We start from the raw sequence: 19,954 nt of genomic DNA on the forward strand, positions 1-19,954 counted from the left end.
CGAGCAAGCCGGGCCAGCCGGGCAAGCCGAACAGGCCGAGCAAGCCGAACAGGCCGAGCAAGCCGGGCCGGTCGAGCAGGTCGAGCAAGCCGAACAGGCCGAGCAAGCCGAACCGGTCGAACAGGCCGGACCGGTCGAGCAAGCCGAACAGGCCGAGCCGGTCGAACAGGCCGGACCGGTCGAGCAAGCCGAACCGGCCGAACAAGCCGAACCGGTCGAACAGGCCGGACCGGTCGAGCAAGCCGAACCAGTCGAGCAGGTCGGACCGGTAGTGGCGTCCCGCTGCGGATCGGACAGCCCGCCATCGCCGAGCCATGCCCGCCACAATCAAGTCACGGCTGCCGCCCGGCACCCACCCCCGCCCTTGCTGGGGGCAGGTATCCCACGGCGCCTACCCGTCGACCGCGGAACGGCCGGAGTCGCCAACCCCACACCCGCCCGCCAGACCACGCCGCCCCGGACCGGACCGGCGAACACCAGACCGGGCCCGGCCCGACCGGCAGCGACCCCGCTACGCAGCAAATCCCCGCCACCAAACATCCGACGACCAGAACACCACACGGAAGGCGAGCCCGGCGTTTCCCACGAACATATCGAATCCGCGCCTAAACCCCCGACGATATTGTCGGCAGATCCCACCCTGAATCGTCGTTTCCCTGCCGCTGGACCCTTGGATACGGAGTATTTCGACTGGGAGACAGGCCCACTCAGAACCGATATTCCCAACCTTCCATCCGTGGCGGCATCGCCTCGCGGCAGGATGACTCATAGGCAAATGATCGCACCGGATCGTCGAGGTCCACCGTGATCAAGGGTGCGGTGCGTGATGGATGGCGCGCGCGACCCATACCCGTTCACATGGAGCCTGGTGGAACCTGACGTAATCATGCCGCCGTCCTCTGTGGCTGCCCGGCTTGAACCACTGCGGTCACATGCTGTCCCGCTACGGTGGTGTCGATCGTTCGGTGACCTAGGCATCCGCGGGATGGCGAGCGAGGACCTACAGCAGGCCAGGCAGACAATGGCTGCGGTGTCCGGGCAGCCGCTCGACGGATGCCCGCCGCGCGTCCCCGTCGTTTGGCGGAGTCTCCGCTTGCCGTCCACGCGAGGCGCAGCGCGGGATTCCATCAGAACTGACGTCCCAAAGACATTCGCACCTCTGCCCGAAGCACTCCTGCCCGACAGGCGTTCATGCCGACGGCCACGGCACCACACGGCAAGCCGAATCTCGCTGGCCGACGAACCACAAGCCGTCGCTCCGCCGAAGCGGTGGACAGCCTTCCGGTCCGCCGCGCGGCGACGCCTCAGCCGGTAGCGGCGCCGCGACACTCTCAGTGGCTCCCGAACGGCCGGCCCTGGTCACGGCCCCTCGCTTGACCAATATCCGGCCGCCAGCCGACGATCTAGCCAGACCTCCTCAGGCGGCGGCCCACGGGCCGACACCGCCGACTCGGTCTATGCGGTAGCGGACGATGTGGCCGGGCTTCCTCGGCGCCGGAAAACTCGGCGTCCGGGGCCACATATACCTTGCACAGGCGGTTGAGCAGATCCCAGGTCTGGTCGCTCGGCTCGATGGCGGCCGTCGCCTTCAGGATGGCGTGTTCGGCCATCACGACGCCGGGCGTCCGGGGAGCGTCGAACGACAGCACGACGCGCGGGTCGCGTTCGATGTTGCGCAGCTTGGTGTACCACGCCAGATGACCGCTGACGAGGTCGTCGCCGTCTTGTCCGAGCCAGATGACGGAGACCTGCGGGCTTCCGTCGGCGTTGATGGTGGCGAGGTGGGCCAGCGGGCCGGTCGCGATCAGATCGCGGAGTTCCTTGGGTAACGCGGTCATGGATCAAAAGTACGGGTGCGCCTGCCTCGACATATAGGGTGAAACGGCGAGGATCGCCATAAAAGTGGCAAGATTCCGGGGTATGGGCAACGGAGAAGAGGTGCTGTACCACAACGAGCGGACGCACGTCTCCCGCCAGCCCGCGTCGGACGGCTCCGGGAGTGTGGTGTGCAAGCGCGCCAGCGGCTCCGGCGCGGTGCGCCGGATCGAGCACGAACGGGCTGCCCTGCGGCGGCTCGCCGGCGTCGTCGGGGCGCCGGGGCTGGCGGATCGGCAGGCCCGGCAGGTCCTGATCCTCCGCGATGACCACGGCCGGTCAGCGGCCGGCACCCGGCTGCCAGTGCCCCGGCTGATCGAGGTCGCCGGGGCCCTGGCGGCCACGGTGGCCGGTGCGCACCGGGCCGGCATCGTGCACCGGGACATCACGCCCGCCAATCTGGTCCTGGCGGGCTCGGGACCGGCGGTCCTGATCGACTACGACCTCGCGCTGATCGGTCGCGCGGCACGGTCCGGCGCGCCGCCGCCGGAGGAACCGGTGGGCACGCTGGGCTATCTGGCGCCGGAGCAGACCGGCCGGATCAGGCTCGCGGTGGACCATCGGTCCGACCTCTACGGCCTGGGTGCCACCCTGTACGCGTTGGCGACCGGGGTCCCGCCCTTCTCGGGAGACGACCCGCTGGAGCTGATTCGCGACACTCTGGTCCGCGTGCCCGCGTTCCCGGCAGACCTGAATCCGCGGCTGCCGTCCCGCTTCGGTGAGATCGTCATGCGGCTGCTGGAGAAGGACCCGGACCGGCGGTACCAGAGCGCCGAGGGCCTGGCCTACGACCTGGCCAGGTTCGGCGCCGGCCCGGGCGAACCATGGCGACCGGGGCTGCGCGACTTCCCGGCGTTCCTGTCCGCTCCGGCCGCGCTGGTCGGCCGGGACCGAGAGGTACGCCGGCTGGCCGGCGCCTTGGACCGGGTCCGGGCCGGCGGCGGTCCCGCCGTGCTCGTCACGGGCCCACCCGGAATCGGCAAGACCGCGCTGGTGCACACGCTGCGACCCGCCATCACCGCGCGCGGCGGGTGGTTCGTCACGGGCAAGTACGACCAGTTCGGCTCCGACACGGGCGGCCGCGCGATCACCCGCGCGCTGCGGCGGCTGGCGCAGCTGCTGCTCGCCGAGCCCGAGCCGGACGTGGCCGGCCACCGGCAGCGGCTCACCGCGGCGCTCGGGCCCAACGTCGCGCTGGCCGCCTCCGCCGTCCCGGAGCTGGCGGTGCTGCTGGGGACCGCCGTGGCGCCCGCGGCCACCGACCCGGCGACCGCGCCGGGACGGATCAGCGCCGCCGTCGTCGCTCTGCTGCGGGCCGTCGCCGCGCACCGCCCGGTCGTGTTCGTCCTGGACGACCTGCAATGGGCGGGCAGTTCCTCCTTGCGGGTGCTGGACGCCATCCTGGATTCCGGGCCGGTGCCCGGGCTCTTCCTGGTCGGCGCCTACCGGGATCGGGAGGTCGGCGAGGACCATCCGCTGGCACCGATGGTCGCGCGCTGGGAGCGCGACGGCGCGGTCGACCCGCCCGTCCGGCTGGCCGGCCTCGCCGGTGCCGGGCCGGCCGAGCTGATCGGCGCGATCCTGCGGATGCCGGCCCCCGCGGTGTCCGGCCTGGCGGATCTGCTCGGCGAGGGCTGTGCCGGCAACCCATACGAGGGCCAGGACAGCGACAGCAACCCGCACGAAGGCCAAGACAACGCCAGAAACCCGCACAAAAAACCAAGACAATACCGGCAACCCGTACGAGACAGTCGAGCTGCTCAACGCGCTGCGGGCGGACGGACTGCTGGTGCTGTCCGAGGATGGCTGGAGCTGGGACGCGGCGGCGGTACGTGCGTTTGCCGGCCGCCAGCGCGTCCCGCAGCTGCTCGCGGCCCGGCTGGGCCAGCAAGCGGAGGTGACCCGCCGCCTGCTGGCCACGCTGGCCTGCCTCGGCGGTGACGTCCATCCGGCATTGCTCGCCACCGGTGCCGGGCTGCGGGAGTCGGACCTCATCCCCCACCTGGCGCCCGCGATCGCCGACGGCCTGATCGCCACGGAGCGGGCCGGGCCGGCGGAAGGCGCGGTCCGCTTCCGGCACGACCTCGTCCAGCAGGCCGCCCGGCAGAGCCTGGACACCGGCGAGCGTGACCGGCTCCGGCTGACCATGGCCCGCCGGCTCGCCGGGCGCGTGGAGAGCCACCACCAGGCGGCCGAGCAGTACCTCGCGGTCGTCGGCCTGCTCGAGGAGCCGCGGGAGCGCCGGACCGCGGCGGCGCTGCTGCACGCCGCCGGGCGAAACGCCGCCGGCCTGACCAACTACGGCGCGGCCGAGGAGTTCCTCGCCGCCGCCGCTGCGCTGCTGGCGGCGGACGGCACGGACCCGCCGGCCCTCGACGCGGTCACCGTGGACCTGCACGTCGTGCTGCATTGCCTCGGGCGCCTCGACGAGACCGACGAGGTCTACCGGGAGCTCGCCGGCCGCCGCCCCGGCCTGATCACCCTCGCGACCGCGACCTGCACCCAGATCAACAGTCTCACCCAGCGGGGCAGGGCGCAGGCCGCCGTCGACCTGGGGCTGGAGGTGCTGCGACGGCTCGACGTCACCCTCCCCCGGGACCTGGCAGCGGACGTCAGCCGGGCCACCGCGGAGCTGTACCGGTGGGTCACCGGGCTGCGCCTGCCCGGATCGCCCGACGACGCGGAGCGCGCCCTCCCCGGCGAGGTGACCCACGAGACGGACGACCCGCGCATCGTGGTGACCGGCCGCTTGATCAATCGGCTGCTCCCGCCCTCCTACCTCCTCGACCCGCTCCTGCACTCGTGGCTGGTGCTGCAGGCCCAGCGGCTCTGGACCCGGTACGGCGTGTGCGCACCCGTGGTCGGCACGCTGGGATGCGCCGCCTGCGTGACGATCGACCAACGGGACGACTACCGCACCGGATATCTCCTGGCCCGGCACGTCGTCGCCGTGGGACAGGAACACGGCTACCAGGCGGAGACGGCGCTGGCCCGGTACATGTACGTCTGCCTGGCCGCGCCCTGGTTCGAGCCGCTGGAGGACATCGTCGAGGTCGCCCAGCAGACCCGGGACGACCTGCTGGCCGCGGGCGACGTCCAGGTGGCCTGCCTGCTCTCCATGCGGCTGCTGGCGATCCTGTTCGACAGCGCGGAATCGCTCGAGGTGTGCGCCGACGAGGTCCGGCCGGCCCTGGCCTTCGCCGCGCGGACCGGCAACCGGTACGTCGTCCTCACCCTCGTCGGCTACCAGCGGCTCCTGGGTGCCCTGCGCGGGCCGGCGCCCGGGCCGGAAGCGTTCCCCGGACCGGACCTCGACGAGGCCGCCTACCTGGCCGACGTGACGGCCAACAAGCCGGCGGCGGTGACGTACCACGTCAACTGCGGCATCACCGCGCTGCTCTTCGACGACGCCGAGGCGCTGGACGCGCACTCCGCCGCGGCGATGGCCGGCGCCCGGGCCATGCGCGGGTTCTATCTGTCGGCGCTCGCCCGGCTGCTGCGCTGCCTCAGCCTCGCCCGGCGGCTGCGCACCGCGGGCGGCGACGCCGGCCTGGTCGGCGAGCTGACCGTGACCCGGCAATGGCTCGCCCGGCGGGCCGCCGACGCACCCGGCAACTTCCGGCATCTGCTCCACCTCGTCGATGCCGAACAGGCCTGGGCGCTGGGCGACTTCGCCGCCGCGATCCGGCTCTTCGACGCCGGCCTGCACGAGGTGGCCCGGCGCCCCTGGCACCAGGCCCTGCTCGCCGAGCGGGCCGGACGGTTCCACCTCGAACAGGGCCTGCCGCACGCCGGCCGCAACCTGCTGACCGAGGCCCGCGACGGATACCGCCGCTGGGGTGCCGGCAGCAAGGTCGCCCGGTTGGAGGCCGAGCATGCCTTCCTGCGCGGCACGGCGACCGCCGGCCCGGGGGACGGGTCCGCGGGCGGAACCCGGCGGATGGACCTCATGGCGATCCTGCGAGCGTCGCAGGCGCTCAGCTCGCAGACCACCCTGGCGGGACTCCAGGCCCAGGTCGGTGCCGTGCTCTGCGCGATGACCGGGGCCACCGACGCGCACGTCGCGCTGTGCCACCAGGAGCCGGCCCACTGGTACGTCTCCGCGCTCGCCGGCACCGGGCCGGGGCACCCGGACGTCGCGGCCCGGGCGGCCGATCCCGAGGCCCCCGCGCCGGCCGACGCCGGCACGGCCGAGGAGGACGAGTGCCTCATGCCACTGTCAGCGGTGCGCTACGTGCTGCGCACCCACGAGCCGCTCCTCGTCGCGGACGCCACCCGCGACGACCGCTTCGCCCGCGATCCCTACCTGGCGGGACTCGAGACCTGCGCGCTGCTGGTGGTCCCCCTCCCCTGCCGGAGCATCGCCCGTGCCGTGCTGATCCTGGAGAACCGCCGGCAGAGCGACGTCTTCTCCACCGACCGCCTGGAGACCGTGCGGCTCATCGCCGGGCAGCTCGCCGTCTCGATCGACAACGCGCTGCTCTACGACTCCCTCGAGACCACGGTGAAGCTGCGCACCGCCGACCTGGCGGCGACCAACCAGCGCCTCGCCGACAGCGAGCGCCGGCTGCGGTCCCACTTCGAACACGCCGCCGTCGGCCAGGTCATCCACGGCACGGACGACCGGATCGAGGAAGCCAACCCGGCCTTCGCCACGATGACCGGCACGGCGCCCCGTGACCTCGGCGGGACGAAGCTCACCGACCAGTTCGACCCGGCCGACCGGGCGGCGCACCGCCGGGAGCTCAGCGCCGTCATCGCCGGCCGGCGCAAGCTCATCAGCCGGGAGCTCGTCCTGCTCCGCGCCGACGGTGACCGGCTCGACGTGCACGTCACCGTCTCGGCCGTCCGGCACGCGGACGGCCAGCCGGAACACCTCGTCAGCATCTTCCAGGACATCAGCTCCCGCAAGGCGGCCGAGGTCGCGCGGGACGCCGCCACCATCGAACTGGCCGACCGCAACAGCGAGCTGGAGGCCGCCAACCGGCTCAAGGCCGACCTGATCGGGATGCTCGGGCACGAGATCAGCAATCCGCTGGCGATCATCCTCGGGCACATCGAGCTGGCCCTCGGCGACGACACCGCGCCGGCGCCCGTGCACGACCTCATCGCCAAGGTCGGCCGGAACGCTTCCCGGCTCGCCGTCATCGTCCAGGAGGTGCTCGCGCTGGTCAGCATCGACGCGGGCCGGCTCACCGCCACTCCGCGGCCGGTCCGCGTCGCCGACCACATCCACGCGGCGCTGGCCGCCACCGCCGTCACCGGCGTGACCCTGGACTGTCCGCCGGAACTGGCGGCCGTGGTGCAGCCGGGGCACCTCGACCACATCCTCACCAACCTGATCAGCAACGCGGAGAAGTACGGCGGCGGCGCGACCACGATCATCGCCGACCGCACCGGGCGTACCGTCGCCATCCAGGTCCGTGACGAGGGCGCGGGCGTGCCGCCCGACTTCCGGGTGCACCTCTTCGACCGGTTCGCCCGGGCGGACTCGACGGCCGGCACGGTCGCCGGCACCGGGCTCGGCCTCTACATCGTCCGTGAGCTGGCCGGCGCCAACGGCGGCGACGTCCAGTACCGGCCGGCCGTACCGCACGGCTCGATCTTCATCCTGACCCTGCCGGCGGCCGCGTCGGACGCACCGGATCAGCCGTACTGATCCCGAGATGGTGGTTTGGGTTTCGGCCGTCGTTCGATGATCATTGGGGCGGTGACGAACCCTGCCGCGCCCGCGGAACCCGGCACGTTGTCCTTGACCGTCCCGCCGCTGTTCGCCGCCCTGGCCCCGGCCCGCAACGTCCTGATCGCCGGTGCGGGCGGCGGGTTCGATGTGTACGCCGGCCTGCCGTTGGCCCTGGCGCTGTGGCGCAGCGGCGTGCGAGTGCACCTGGCCAACCTGTCCTTCTCCGAGCTGGTCCTGCTCGACAGCGACAGCTGGGCCGCGGAGAACGTCGCGGTGGTGACGCCCGATTCGACCAGCACGGACTGGTACTTCCCCGAGCGGACGCTCGCCCGGTGGCTGGCGGCCCACGACCTGCCGGCGACGGTGTACGCCTTCCCGCCGCTCGGTGTCGAACGGCTCCGGGCCGCCTACCGGCATCTGATAGACGAGCTGGCCATCGACGCGGTGGTGCTGGTCGACGGCGGCACCGACATCCTGCTGCGCGGCGACGAGAGCAACCTCGGCACGCCGGTGGAGGACATCACCAGCCTCGCCGCCGTGGCCGGCCTCGACGTGCCGGTGAAGCTGGTGACCTGCCTCGGCTTCGGTATCGATGCCCACGACGGCGTCAACCACGTACAGGTATTGGAGAACATCGCCGCGCTCGACCGCGACGGCGGCTACCTCGGCGCGTTGTCCATCCCCGGCGCCAGCCGGGAAGCGCAGCTCTACCGCGACGCCGTCGCCGACGCCCAGGCCGCCACCCCGGAACGGCCGAGCATCGTCCACGGCCAGATCGCCGCCGCCACCAGCGGCGCCTTCGGCGACGTCCAGTTCACCCGGCGCACCAGCGGCAGCACGCTGTTCGTCAACCCGCTGATGGCGATGTACTTCACCGTCGACCTCGACAAGCTCGCCGCCCGATGCCTCTACCTCGACCGGATTGAGAACACCTGGGGCCGGCGTCAGGTGATCGGGCGCATCGCGACGTTCCGCGACGAGATCTCCACCCGCATCCCGCACGCCTTCCCGCACTGAACCGTGGCCGATCACTCCGGCAGCGGGTCGGCGAAGGTGCAGAAGAGCGGCTCGCCGTCGACGGCGACCACCCGCAGGTCCGTATCGATCCCCTGCCAGCCGGCCCCGGCCGCTCTGATTGACTACCGGCGTGGGAGCCGATGCGGTGTTCACGGGCGGGCTGACCTACCGGGTCGACGGCTCCCGCAGCCTCCTGCTCGACGTCCTGCGGCCGGCCGCCGCACCGGAGCCGGCTCCCCCTGGTGGTGTTCGTGCACGGCGGCGGCTGGCACGAGGGCGATCGCGGCGCCGGCATGCACCCCTGGCTCAATCCGCTGCTGGTCACGCACGGATTCGTCACCGCCAGCATCACGTACCGGCTGAGCGACGAGGCGCACTGGCCGGTGCCGCTGCACGACGTCCGGGCGGCCCTGCGCTGGCTACGCGCGCACGCGGGCGAGTACGGCGCGGACCCGTACCGGATCGGGGTGTGGGGTCACTCCGCGGGAGCGCACCTGGCGGCCGTGGCCGCCCTGACGGCGACCGGTCCGGACCGGGTCCAGGCGGTGGCGCTCAGCGCCTGCCCCGCCGATCTGCGTCCCGAGCGACTGGACAGCGGCAACGAGGTGGCCCGGCTGATGGGCCCGGATGCCGGGGCCGGCGCGCTCGCCGCGGCGAGCCCGGTCTGCCACGTGCATCCGGCGGCGCCGCCCGTCCTGCTCGCGCACGGCACCCGCGACGAGGTGGTGTCATTCGACCAGGGCCTGGCGTTGCGCGACGCACTCGGCGCGGCCGGCGTCGAGGTCCGGTGGGCACCGATCGAGGGCGCTCCCCATGAGTGGGGTGATCGCCCCGGGCGCACCGGCGACGGCGAGGTGGCCGGCACCTTCGGCGCGCTGGCGCTGCCCTTCTTCCGCGAGCATCTGCGCGGGCCGTGAGGCCTTACCGGGCGGGCTTGCCCGGGAAACGCTTGCCGAGCGTCCGGCGGTGGCCGGCGCGCGGTGCCGGCGCCGGCTCGCCGGTGACCTGCGGCCCGCGGTAGCCGCGCGCGTCCTCCGCCACCGTCTCGTCGGCGTCGTTCTCCAGCGCCTGCCGGATGTGCTGCGGTGTGACGGCGGAGGTGGCCAGCGAGCGCCGCACCTCCACCGACCGGTCGTCCAGCAGGAGCCGCAGGTCGGCCTCCTCCAGTGGCACCGCACGCACCAGCGCGGAGCGGACGTCGGGCGATGAGTCCTGGGCCAGCAGGTGCCGCTGCTCGGCGGTGGTCCGCTTGTTGATGGCGACGCCCTTGCGCACCCGAACCGTGCGGTCCCGCAGCAGGGCCGCGATGACGTCCGGGTGGTAGGTGTGGCTGGCGAGCCTCTCCCGGACCTCCGGAGAGGCGTCGTCGACGAGGATCGCCGCCAGGTCGGGTTCCAGTTCCCACATCTCCGCGGCCAGGCCGCGCAGCTCTTTGTCCTGCGCCTTGACCATCAGGTGGCGCACCCGGGCGTCACAGGCCGGATTGGCCGCGACCGCCCAGCGCACCCACCGGTCGGCGTCGCCGACGAGGCGCAGCAGGTTTCCCTGGGAGGTGGCGGGATTTCTCGCGACTGCCTCACGGACTGTGCGATCGCGGTCACGCGCGAGCGGTCGCAGCGCCTCCGCCGGCGCATCCGGACGGGCCGCGACGGCCGCGCGCACCAGGGCCGACGAGTCGGAAGCCAGCTCGTAGAGCGCCCCGGGGGCGGTCTTGCGGTCCTGTGCGAGGGCGACCCGCGCATCGATGCTGCCAGCCAGGCGCTGATTTCCCATGGCCCGAATCCTCTCACGCGCCGCCCGCGCCACCCGCATCCGTGGGCCTGGGCGGCGCCGGCGCCGAAGTCCCGGTTCCGGTCGTCCGCGGCGTTTGGCCCCCTTTGGCAGGGGTATCCGACCGGCTCACCCGTCGATCGAGGGAGCTGGACCATGGACCCGCGCGAGCCCGTGAAAGCGGTCAAGCAAGTGATGGAGACCGCCGCGGCGAAGGTGGCCGAGGCGCTGAGCCCGGCCGTGCCCGGCGCGCCCGGCAGCGGCACACCGCCCGTCGAGGAGCCGACCGCCCCGCAGGAACCGCTGCCGCCGAAGCGGGAGCAGGGCACTCCGGACACCCGGACCGCCACCGGCACCGAGACGGGCGCGCCGCCCACGGCCAACGGCCAGCAGGGCGACTATCTGACCACGTCGCAGGGGGCGAGGCTGCGCGACACCGATCATTCCCTCAAGGCCGGCCCGCGTGGCCCGGTGCTGCTGCAGGACCATCACCTGCGCGAGAAGATCACCCACTTCGACCACGAGCGGATTCCGGAACGGGTCGTGCACGCCCGGGGCACCGGCGCACACGGGCTGTTCACCGCGTACGGCACCGCGGCGGAGATCACCCGGGCGGGCTTCCTCCGGAAGGGTGCCGTGACACCCGTCTTCGTCCGGTTCTCCACCGTGCTCGGGTCGCGCGGATCGGCCGACACCGTGCGGGACACCCGCGGTTTCGCCACCAAGTTCTACACCGACGAGGGGACGTTCGACCTGGTCGGCAACAACATGCCGGTGTTCTTCATCCAGGACGCGATCAAGTTTCCGGACATCATCCACGCCGCGAAGCCGCACCCGGACCGGGAGATCCCGCAGGCGCAGAGCGCGCACGACACGTTCTGGGACTTCGTCTCGCTGCACACCGAGGCGCAGCACCACACCATCTGGAACATGTCCGACCGGGGCATCCCGCGCTCGTACCGGACGATGGAGGGCTTCGGCGTACACACCTTCCGGCTGATCAACGACGCCGGGGAGACGGCCCTGGTCAAGTTCCACTGGAAGCCGAAGCTGGGCGTGCACTCGCTGACCTGGGAGGAAGCCCAGATGATCAGCGGCATGGACCCGGACTTCCACCGCCGCGACCTCTACGACGCGATCGAGGCCGGCGCCTTTCCCGAGTGGGAGCTGGGCCTGCAGGTCTTCCCGGACACCCCGGAGGAGACCTTCGCCGGGATCGACCTGCTCGACCCCACCAAGCTCGTGCCGGAGGAACTGGCCGCCGTGCAACCGGTCGGCCGGCTCGTGCTCAACCGGGTGCCGACCAACTTCTTCGCCGAGGTCGAACAGGTCGCCTTCCATCTCGGGCACCTGCCGCCGGGCATCGACGTGACCAACGACCCGCTGCTGCAGGGGCGCCTCTTCTCCTACGTCGACACCCAGCTCACCCGCCTCGGCGGGCCGAACTTCTCGCAGATCCCGGTCAACCGGCCGCACGCGCCGGTCAACGACATGCTGCGCGACGGTTTCCACCAGGATGCCGTGCACGCCGGAGTGGCGCCGTACCGGCCGAACTCGCTCGACGGCGGCAACCCGTTCCCGGCCGGCGACGCCGAGAACGCATTCGTGGACATCCCGGTACGGGTGACGGCGGCACCCAAGATCAGGGAGAGCCCGGTCTCCTTCGCCGATCACTACAGCCAGGTCCGCCTGTTCTGGCGCAGCATGTCGCCGGTCGAGCGGGAGCACATCGTCGGCGCGTACGCCTTCGAGCTCGGCAAGTGCTACGAGGAGGCGATCAAGGAACGGCAACTGCGCTGCCTCGCGAACATCGACCCGGTGCTATGCGAGCGGGTCGCGGCCGCGCTGGGCCTGCCCGCGCCGGAGCCGACGCTCCCGATCGGCGAGGTCGCCCCCAGCCCGGCCCTGTCCCAGGTCGGCGCGGAGTGGCCGGCCGACGGCCGGATCATCGGCATCGTGGTCGGCGACGAGGACGGCCTCGATGGGGCGGCCCTGGTGCGCGAGGCGGTGTTCGCCGCCGGCATGGTGCCGCTGATCGTCGCGCCGCACGGCGGCACGGTGGGCGACCTGACCGTGCAGCGGACGTTCGCCACCGCCCGCTCCGTCGAGTTCGACGCGCTGCTGGTCGGCGCGGCGCCGGCACCCGCGCCGGACGCGGGGCCGGCCCGGGACGCCAAGGCCGGCGCGGGCTCGCCGGCCACCGTGGACCCGCGCGTGCTGCTGATGGTCGACGAGGCGTGGCGGCATGCCAAGGCGATCGGCGCCTGGGGCGCCGGCGACGCCGTGCTCCAGCGGGCCGGTGTAGCGGGCACGCCCGGAGTGGTCACCGCCGATTCCGGCCCGGGCGCGTTCGACACCGTGCGGCAGCTTCTCGCCACCCACCGGGTCTGGCAGCGGTTCCCCACTTCCGCCGCCTGACGGGCCGATCGAAACCCGGCGGACCAGCCGCGCGCGGTCGGCAGCGTGCGGCTGGTCCGCCGGGTTTCGGGGCTGTCAGCCGGCCACGGCCGGCGAAGGCTCGCCGTCGCGGCGCACCGCCAGGATGGCGATGTCGTCGGTGGGCTGGTGCAGGCCCACGCGGGACATGACGGCACCGCACACGCTCTCCGGGTCGTCCGGCTCGACGACGCCGACCAGCGCCTTGATGCCGACGTCGATGATCTCGTCGCGGCGCTCGACGAGGCCGTCGGTGTAGCACAGCAGCACGGCGCCCGGCGGAAACGCCGCCGCCGTCGTGCGCCGGCGGCCGGTCAGGCGTCCCACGCCGAGCGGAGCGTCGACCGGAACGTCGAGCAGCGTCGCGGGCCTGTTCGGCACGGCCAGGACGGGCAGCAGGTGCCCGGCCGACGAGACCGTCAGCGTGGTGCGGTCGGGCGAGATCATCGCGTAGAGGGCGGTGGTGAGGCTGCCCGCCTCGAAGTGGCCCACCTTGCGGTCGAGCAGGGTCAGCGCCTCCCCGGGATCGTCGGTGATCAAGCTGTAGGCGCGCAGCGCGCTGCGCACCCGGCCCATCACCACGGCGGAGGCGAGACCGTGGCCGGAGACGTCACCGATGACCACCCCGACCCAGCCCGACGGGAGCGCGAACACGTCGTACCAGTCGCCGCCGACCCCGAACTCGTGACCCGGCACGTAGCGGGCGGCCATCGTGAGGCCGGGCAGAGTCGGCAGCGTGGCGGGCAGCAGGCTGCGCTGCAGGGCCAGCGCGGCGTCCTGCTCGACCTTGCGGGAACGGATCTGCCCGGCCATCCCGGCGCGGTCGGCCGCCAGCTGCAGCAGGCCGACATCGTCGGTGGTGAACTGCCGCGGGGTGAGCGTGCCGACGTGCAACACCCCGGTGACGTCGCCGCCGGCGAAGACCGGCACCCCGAGCAGCGATCGGATGCCCTTCTCGATCAGGATGGGGTTGACCACGTCGTCCGGCGTCACCGTGGGCAGCAACAGCGGCTGACGGGACTTGGCTATCCGTCCGGCGAACCCCTCGCCCAGCGGTATCCGGACTCCCTGCCGCACTTCCTCCTCGAGGCCCCTGGCGGCGGTGGCGACCAGCTCGCGGGAGAGGTCGTCGAGCGTGAGAATCGCGGCCGTGTCGGCGTTCAGCAGGTCGCGGACGCGGTCGAGCAACTCGTCGAGCATGTCGGAGACCTCGAGGCGGGACAGCGTGGCGTCGGTGACGGCTTCGAGGCGGCGCAGCCGCTCGTCATCGCTCATCCGCCCGGCGTGCTCCACGATCTTCACCCTAGTGCCCAACGTGCACAGTCAGCGCCACTCGGACCCCCAGGGAGTCCTCGACCCGGCAGTACCGTCATCGTCGCCGATCGTCATATTACATACGTCAGGCTATAGTCGGTACGGGTGCGGGGCAGCGGCCCTGCCGCCCGGACGGGCGGGCCTGGAGGCGTTCCTGCTGGAATACCTGTCGCCCGAGCATCGGGACAGCCCCGCCGACGGATGCCCCTCCGCCGCCCTGCTCGACGAGATCGGCCGCTGCGCGACCGCGACCAAGGACGCCTACACCGGGGGCACCCGGTCCATCCTGGACGAGATAGCCACCCGCCTGGCTCCGGGCGATCCGCGATCGGCGTACGGGAAGGCGGTTGGGATCTTCACGATGGTGGCGGGAACGCTGCAGCTGGCCCGCGCCCTGTCCGACCCGAAGCTCTCCGACGAGGTCCTCGCGCACGGCATCGAGAACGCCCGTCGGTCTTGAACCGGCGGCCGGCGGCCTCGATGATCCGCTGCCGCATCTCCCGCTTGCGCTCCTTGCTGTACCGCACCGCATGCCCCCTCACCCACCGGGCCAGCTGACGGCCCGCATCCCGCACCCCATTCAGAGTACGACTATAATTTAATTTCCTGAAGGCCTTGCCCTCGAAGCCGATATGGGCGTCGGCGTGGCCGTCACCGAAGTCGAATCCCGCCGATGTGGTCCGGCAGGTCCTCGACGGCGTCGAGGATGGGGACGTGGAGGTCCTGGCCGACGATCTCACCCACGCCGTTCGCGCCGGCCTCCACCGGCCGATCGAGACCCAGCTCGCTCCCCCGCCGGGCCGGCCGGTCAGCGCAAGCCTGACCGCCAACGAGAACGGAGAGCACGATGAGGGCATTTGTGGTCGAGCGCTACGGGGACGCCGACACCGTACGCGCCAGCGATGTGCCGGATCCGCAGGTGGGCGACTATGACGTCCTCGTCGGGATTCACGCGGCGAGCGTCAACCCCCTCGACCTCAAGACGCGCGACGGGGCGCTCAAGGCGATCCTGCCGTACCGGGCGCCGTTCGTCCTCGGCAACGACCTCGCCGGCCGGGTCGTGGCGACCGGGGCCCTGGTCACCCAGTTCGCGGTCGGCGACGAGGTCTACACGCGCCCGGCCCAGAACCGGATCGGCGCGTTCGCGGAACTCATCGCGGTCCACCAGGACGACCTGGCGCCCAAACCGGCCACCCTCACCATGGCGGAGGCCGCCTCCATCCCCCTGGTCGGCCTGACCGCCTGGCAGGCGCTGGTCGAGCACGCCAGCGTGCAGCCCGGCCAGAAAGTCCTCATCCACGCCGGCGCCGGCGGCGTCGGCACCATCGCCATCCAGCTGGCGAAGCATCTGGGCGCCACCGTGGCCGCGACCGCGAGCGCGCCGAAGATCGACCTGGTGCGGAGCCTGGGCGCGGATGTCGTCATCGACTACCGGAACCAGGCGTTCGAGACGATCCTGCACGACTACGACGTCGTCCTCGACACCGTCGGTGGTACGACCCTCGACAAGTCGCTGCGGGTGCTGAAGCCGGGCGGAAAGGTCATCAGCGTCTCCGGGCCGCCCGATCCGACCTTCGCCAGGGAGATCGGCGCCAATCCCGTCATCCGGCTGGCCATGGCCGCGCTGAGCTTCCGCATCCGGCGGCGTGCGCGCCGCCGGAACGTGACCTACTCGTTCCTGTTCATGAAGGCCAGCGGCGACCAGCTGCGCGAAGTCACCGCCCTCATCGACGCCGGAGTCATCCGGCCGGTCGTGGACCGGGTCTTCGACTTCGCGTCGACCCGCGAAGCCCTGGCGCACGTCGAGCAGGGGCATGCCAAGGCCGGCAAGGTCGTCATCCGGATGAAGTGACCGGCTGAGCGCGCCCGCGGGCCTGGTGCGGTCCGAGCCTCAGCCGTCGGAGGCGTCGTCCGCCTGAACGAGCCGGGCGAGGTTGGCCAATGCCATGCTGGTGCCGGCCTCGTTGTCGGCAGCGGGGATCACGTCGGGAATGCCCTCGTGCAGGATCGTGACGTCGGTGCCGGCCCCGGCGGCGGCGAGCGTGGTGGTCATCGTCATCACGCCGCGCAGCGCCGGATCCGCGGTCTCGAACTCCAGCACCTCGACCACCTGCTCGTCCGGCACGAGCCTGAGGAACCTGCCGTGATAGGTGTCGGTGGATGCCGCTGACTTGCCGGTGCCGTCGGGAGCGTCGTAGACGAGGGAGACCCGGAACGAACCGCCCTCGCGAGCGTCGAACTCATGCACGCGGCTACTCATGCCGGTGGGCACCCGCCACTTCGCGATCGCATCCGCGTCGAGCAGGGCCCGGTAGATGGTGCTTCGCGGGGCATTGATGTGTCGAGAGATCTGCGTCGAATACACCCCGTCAGCGTATGACGCCGGGTGCCCGGGTGCCCGGGTCACTCGTCGATGAACGGCTCGTCGCTCCAGCGGAACCACGCCTCACTCCCGTCGATGTGCAGGAGAAACTCGGCGGCCGGGCCGGACGGGGCCACCAGCGTCAGGGTGGTGGCGATGCGCTCGTACGCCGTCTCCCAGGCCTGGACGGCCGCCGCGCTGTCGTCATCCTCGGTCGCCCGCGATCGCGCCAGTTCCTCGGCGAACAACGGTGCGACCGCGGCGAACCCCGACCGCGGCGCGAAACGACCGCTCAGCCAAGGAAAGTCCGCGTCGGTGATCGTGATGTCGCCCAGCACCTCGTCGCCCCGCCGCAGTTGCCACACCTCGCCGGCCCGGTGAACGCCCCCGGTCAACCCAGCCCCCGGATCGCCTGGCCCAGCGCGACCAGGCGGTGCGCGACGACCTCGTACAGGACGTAGTAGCCCTCGCGGCGGGTGCGAACCAGCCCGGCGTCGAGCAGCTGCCTGAGGTGCCGGGAGACGGCGGCGCCCGAGAGCCCGAGCAGGCCGGAGAGCTCCTGGGTGCTGCGTGGTTGCGCGCCGAACAGCCGGACGATCTCCAGCCGGGGTTGAGCACCCAGCGCCCGCAGGCCGCCCAGCAGCTCGGTGGGCTCCTGCCGGCGGGCGTGCGAGCTGGGCCGGCAGCCGCGCACCCAGGGCAGTTGCAGGGCGTGATGCCCCGGCGTGACCAGCACGTGCCAGGAGTGCACAGCCTCAGCGAGAGGAGACAACTCGAAGCTGACATGCTCGGCCGCGACGAGCGGCATGCGCAGCGTGATCACCTACCGATTATCTCTTTCGCGAATACGTTGTGCCCGACGCGCTGCTCTGCGCGCTGTACCTCGAGGCCGGCATCCGGGCCAGCGAAATCGGCACGCTCGCGTTCGGCCGCGTCGACCCCGACGGCGGGCCGGACACTCCAGCGCCGCGGGAACAGCCCGCCTCGAACCCGACGGGTGACCGCTGTCGGCTACCCGTTCGGCGCGCTCCGCTCGGCGCCGTTGAAGTTGACGCGCAGGGAGTAGACCGAACTCGACGCGGTGATGAAGAGCTCGTTGCGACGCGGTCCGCCGAAGGTCAGGTTCGAGCAGATCTCGGGCACCCGGAGCTTGCCGATGCGGGTGCCGTCGGGTGCGAAGCAGTGCAGGCCGTCGTGGGCGGCCGCCCAGACCCGTCCGGCCGTGTCCACCCTGATCCCGTCGAACCCACCGCTGTCGCAGGTGCCGAACACCTCGCCGCCGCTGAGCGCACCGTCGTCGGCCACGTCGAACACCCTGATATGGCTGGGATTCTGCCGCGTGTCCGCGATGTAGAGCCGGCTCTCGTCAGCGGAGAACGCGAGCCCGTTGGGCCGTTCGAAATCGTCGGCGACGATCCGGACCTCCCCGTCCGCCGGGTCGACCCGGTAGACGTGGCAGGCGCCGATCTCGCTTTCGGCGCGGTAACCCTCGTAGTCGCTGTCGATGCCGTAACTCGGGTCGGTGAACCAGATCGACCCGTCGGACCGTTCGATGACGTCGTTGGGGCTGTTGAGCCGGCGACCGCGATAGCGTTCGGCGAGCACGGTCACCGTGCCGTCCGGCTCGGTGCGGGTGATCCGGCGGTTGCCCTGCTCGCAGCTGATCAGCCGGCCCGCCCGGTCCCGGGTGTGCCCGTTGGCATAGCCGGAAGGCTGCCGGAACACGCCGACCTGGCCGGTCGTCTCGTCCCAGCGCAGGGTGCGATCGTTCGGGATGTCGCTGAACACGAGGTACCGTCCGGCCGGGAAGTAGGCTGGGCCCTCGGTCCAGCGGCACCCGGTGTGCAGTCGCCGCATCCACTCGTCGCCGGCGCAGCCGGCGAACCGCTCGTCCAGCACCACGAACTCGGTCTTGACCTGATTCACGTCTCTCACTCCCGAATGCGTTGACCGAGCTGCGACCCGTTGACGATTTTGCCATCAGGCTCAGGCCGGGATTCTCGGCGGGGCGATGCGGTTCAGGTAGGCGTCGATGGCGGCCGGGTCGGTGGCGGGCGCCGCGCAGCCGATGTAGTTGTCCGGGCGTACCAGAAGCAGGGTTGGGTTTGTGATGTCGTAGGCGCGATGGGCGTGACCCTCCGCGTCGACGATCGTGCCCGGCGCCGGGGATGTGCCCGGCGCGGCGATGTGCGCCACTCGAAGGCCCGGGAAGGTGATCTCCGGGGCGTCGAAGGCCAGCAGGGTCGGGTGCGGGCCGCGCAGCACGTCGAAGATCCGGACCGGGCCGCACGGCGCGTCGGGCGCGCGGTCGCCGGCCCGGACCAGGCCCGGGCGGGGACGGCGGTCCTCGGCGAGCGGGCCGTCACGGTAGCCCAGGGAGAGCTGACGCAGGATCGGGTCGTCGCGGCGCATCGCGTCCTCGGCACCGTCGACGTGGCGGTTGTGCAGCTTCGTGCTGATACCGAGCACGCCGGCCGCGACGGGGAGGCGCTCGGCCTCGTAGGTGTCGAGCAGCGCGTCGTCGCCGGTCGCGAGCTTCCAGCCCAGGTTGTAGGCGTCCTGGATGCCCGTGTTGAGACCCTGGCCGCCGGCCGGGGAGTGCACGTGCGCGGCATCGCCGGCCAGGAAGACGGCGCCGACCCGGTAGCGGTCGACCATCCGGATGTTGGCCCGGAATCGCGAGCTCCAGCCGAGCCGCGTGAGCGTGATTCCGGCGGGCAGCAACGCCTGCAGGGATTCCAGTGTCGGCGCCGGGTCGTCGTCGGTGAGCTGGGCGGTGAGCTGGAAGTCCTCGGTGCCGGGCAGCGGGCACAGGCCGAGGCGGAAGGACCCGGCCCCGGCGCCGGGCCAGACATGCCAGGACGCACGATCAAGACCCGTCAGGCGTACGTCGGCGATCAGCGCCCGCTGCGTCTCGTGGGTCTCGCCGGCGAAGCCGATCCCCAGCGCTCGCCGGATCGTGCTGCGGCCACCGTCCGCGCCGACCACGTAGCGGGCGTTGACGGTCTCGCCGGTGCTGAGCGTGAGGTGCACACCGGTGTCGTCCTGGGTCACTCCGGTCACGCCGACGCCCAGCTCGACACGGCCGCCGAGCTCGGCCAGCCGGGCGGCGAGCAGCTCGCCGGTCCGCCACTGCGGGACCATCCAGACGTTCGGGTACGGCACGTCGGGCGTCGGCTCGCGCAGATCGTCCAGCCGCCACTCGAGCTCCTGGCCGTCCGGGCGGTGGACCTTCATCGGTGGATAGAGAGCGCCGTTGGCCAGGAAGCCGTCGAGCACGCCGAGGTCATCGAGGACCTCCAGGGTGCGCGGCTGCAGACCCTTGCCCCGGGAGCCGTCGAACGGATCCGGCGACTGCTCCAGCAGGCGGTGCGGCACGCCGCGCCGGGCAAGCTCGATGGCGAGGGTCAGGCCGGTGGGGCCGGCGCCGACGATGGCGACTTCGGTGGACTCGGATTCAGTGAACATGGATTCACCGTAGGTCGGCTGATAGCCTC

The 19,954-nt window shown here is 72.0% G+C and carries 14 protein-coding genes and 2 pseudogenes; 7 read left to right on the plus strand and 9 right to left on the minus strand.

The window, feature by feature from the left end:
* Together DMB66_RS09530 and DMB66_RS09535 are read right to left on the minus strand one after the other, a co-directional pair.
* On the minus strand, positions 1 to 352 hold a 352-nt coding region (locus DMB66_RS09530), incomplete at its 3' end, for a hypothetical protein (protein ID WP_199752171.1).
* Between the two features lie 1,051 nt (positions 353 to 1,403).
* Positions 1,404 to 1,838: a PPOX class F420-dependent oxidoreductase gene (locus DMB66_RS09535; protein ID WP_233624421.1), complete on the minus strand. Its 435-nt coding sequence runs from the start codon at positions 1,836 to 1,838 to the stop codon at positions 1,404 to 1,406.
* 82 nt (positions 1,839 to 1,920) lie between these two features.
* On the opposite strand from DMB66_RS09535, the pseudogene DMB66_RS09540 reads away from it, so the two are divergent.
* The 4 genes and pseudogenes from DMB66_RS09540 to DMB66_RS09555 all read left to right on the plus strand — a co-directional run.
* Positions 1,921 to 3,249: pseudogene (locus tag DMB66_RS09540) on the plus strand (AAA family ATPase); the annotation flags it as partial.
* Positions 3,250 to 3,664: 415 nt separating this feature from the next.
* The gene (locus tag DMB66_RS09545; protein WP_233624422.1) at positions 3,665 to 7,534 is read left to right on the plus strand and encodes an ATP-binding protein; all 3,870 of its coding nucleotides are present in this window, start codon (positions 3,665 to 3,667) and stop codon (positions 7,532 to 7,534) included.
* Between the two features lie 51 nt (positions 7,535 to 7,585).
* Positions 7,586 to 8,575, plus strand: coding sequence for a DUF1152 domain-containing protein (locus DMB66_RS09550; protein WP_233624423.1), 990 nt, complete (start codon positions 7,586 to 7,588; stop codon positions 8,573 to 8,575).
* A gap of 233 nt (positions 8,576 to 8,808) precedes the next feature.
* Positions 8,809 to 9,492, plus strand: a pseudogene (locus DMB66_RS09555) (alpha/beta hydrolase fold domain-containing protein); the annotation flags it as partial.
* Between the two features lie 4 nt (positions 9,493 to 9,496).
* On the opposite strand, the gene DMB66_RS09560 reads toward DMB66_RS09555, so the two are convergent.
* A complete protein-coding gene (locus DMB66_RS09560) occupies positions 9,497 to 10,348 on the minus strand; it encodes a hypothetical protein (RefSeq protein ID WP_158647185.1) in 852 nt (283 codons plus the stop codon).
* Positions 10,349 to 10,501: 153 nt separating this feature from the next.
* Between DMB66_RS09560 and DMB66_RS09565 the strand changes: the two genes are divergently transcribed.
* Positions 10,502 to 12,763, plus strand: a complete 2,262-nt coding sequence (locus tag DMB66_RS09565) for a catalase (RefSeq protein ID WP_125803678.1) — start codon at positions 10,502 to 10,504, stop codon at positions 12,761 to 12,763.
* Between the two features lie 75 nt (positions 12,764 to 12,838).
* Here DMB66_RS09565 and DMB66_RS09570 read toward each other — a convergent pair whose 3' ends face one another.
* Entirely contained in the window at positions 12,839 to 14,056 is a 1,218-nt protein-coding gene (locus tag DMB66_RS09570; protein ID WP_125803679.1) for a PP2C family protein-serine/threonine phosphatase, read from the minus strand.
* Between the two features lie 40 nt (positions 14,057 to 14,096).
* Here DMB66_RS09570 and DMB66_RS09575 point away from each other — a divergent pair, with 40 nt between their 5' ends.
* Positions 14,097 to 14,555: a hypothetical protein gene (locus DMB66_RS09575; RefSeq protein WP_199752173.1), complete on the plus strand. Its 459-nt coding sequence runs from the start codon at positions 14,097 to 14,099 to the stop codon at positions 14,553 to 14,555.
* A 387-nt stretch (positions 14,556 to 14,942) separates the two neighbouring features.
* Positions 14,943 to 15,947 (plus strand): NADP-dependent oxidoreductase, encoded by a 1,005-nt coding sequence (locus DMB66_RS09590; RefSeq protein WP_125803680.1) that lies wholly within the window; start codon positions 14,943 to 14,945, stop codon positions 15,945 to 15,947.
* Between the two features lie 39 nt (positions 15,948 to 15,986).
* Here DMB66_RS09590 and DMB66_RS09595 read toward each other — a convergent pair whose 3' ends face one another.
* From DMB66_RS09595 to DMB66_RS09615, 5 genes are all read right to left on the minus strand, one after another.
* On the minus strand, positions 15,987 to 16,460 hold the full coding sequence (locus DMB66_RS09595; RefSeq protein WP_125803681.1) for an SRPBCC family protein: 474 nt from the start codon (positions 16,458 to 16,460) through the stop codon (positions 15,987 to 15,989).
* A 38-nt stretch (positions 16,461 to 16,498) separates the two neighbouring features.
* Positions 16,499 to 16,852, minus strand: a complete 354-nt coding sequence (locus DMB66_RS09600; RefSeq protein WP_125803682.1) for a hypothetical protein — start codon at positions 16,850 to 16,852, stop codon at positions 16,499 to 16,501.
* Entirely contained in the window at positions 16,849 to 17,280 is a 432-nt protein-coding gene (locus tag DMB66_RS09605; protein ID WP_199752175.1) for a helix-turn-helix transcriptional regulator, read from the minus strand. Before DMB66_RS09605 ends, DMB66_RS09600 begins: the two co-directional genes overlap by 4 nt.
* Before the next feature lie 188 nt (positions 17,281 to 17,468).
* Complete coding sequence (locus DMB66_RS09610; RefSeq protein ID WP_199752190.1) at positions 17,469 to 18,314, minus strand: SMP-30/gluconolactonase/LRE family protein; 846 nt, start codon at positions 18,312 to 18,314, stop codon at positions 17,469 to 17,471.
* A gap of 129 nt (positions 18,315 to 18,443) precedes the next feature.
* A complete protein-coding gene (locus DMB66_RS09615) occupies positions 18,444 to 19,925 on the minus strand; it encodes an FAD-dependent monooxygenase (protein WP_125803684.1) in 1,482 nt (493 codons plus the stop codon).
* Between the last annotated feature and the right edge of the window lie 29 nt (positions 19,926 to 19,954).

Source organism: Actinoplanes sp. ATCC 53533 (assembly GCF_003947245.1).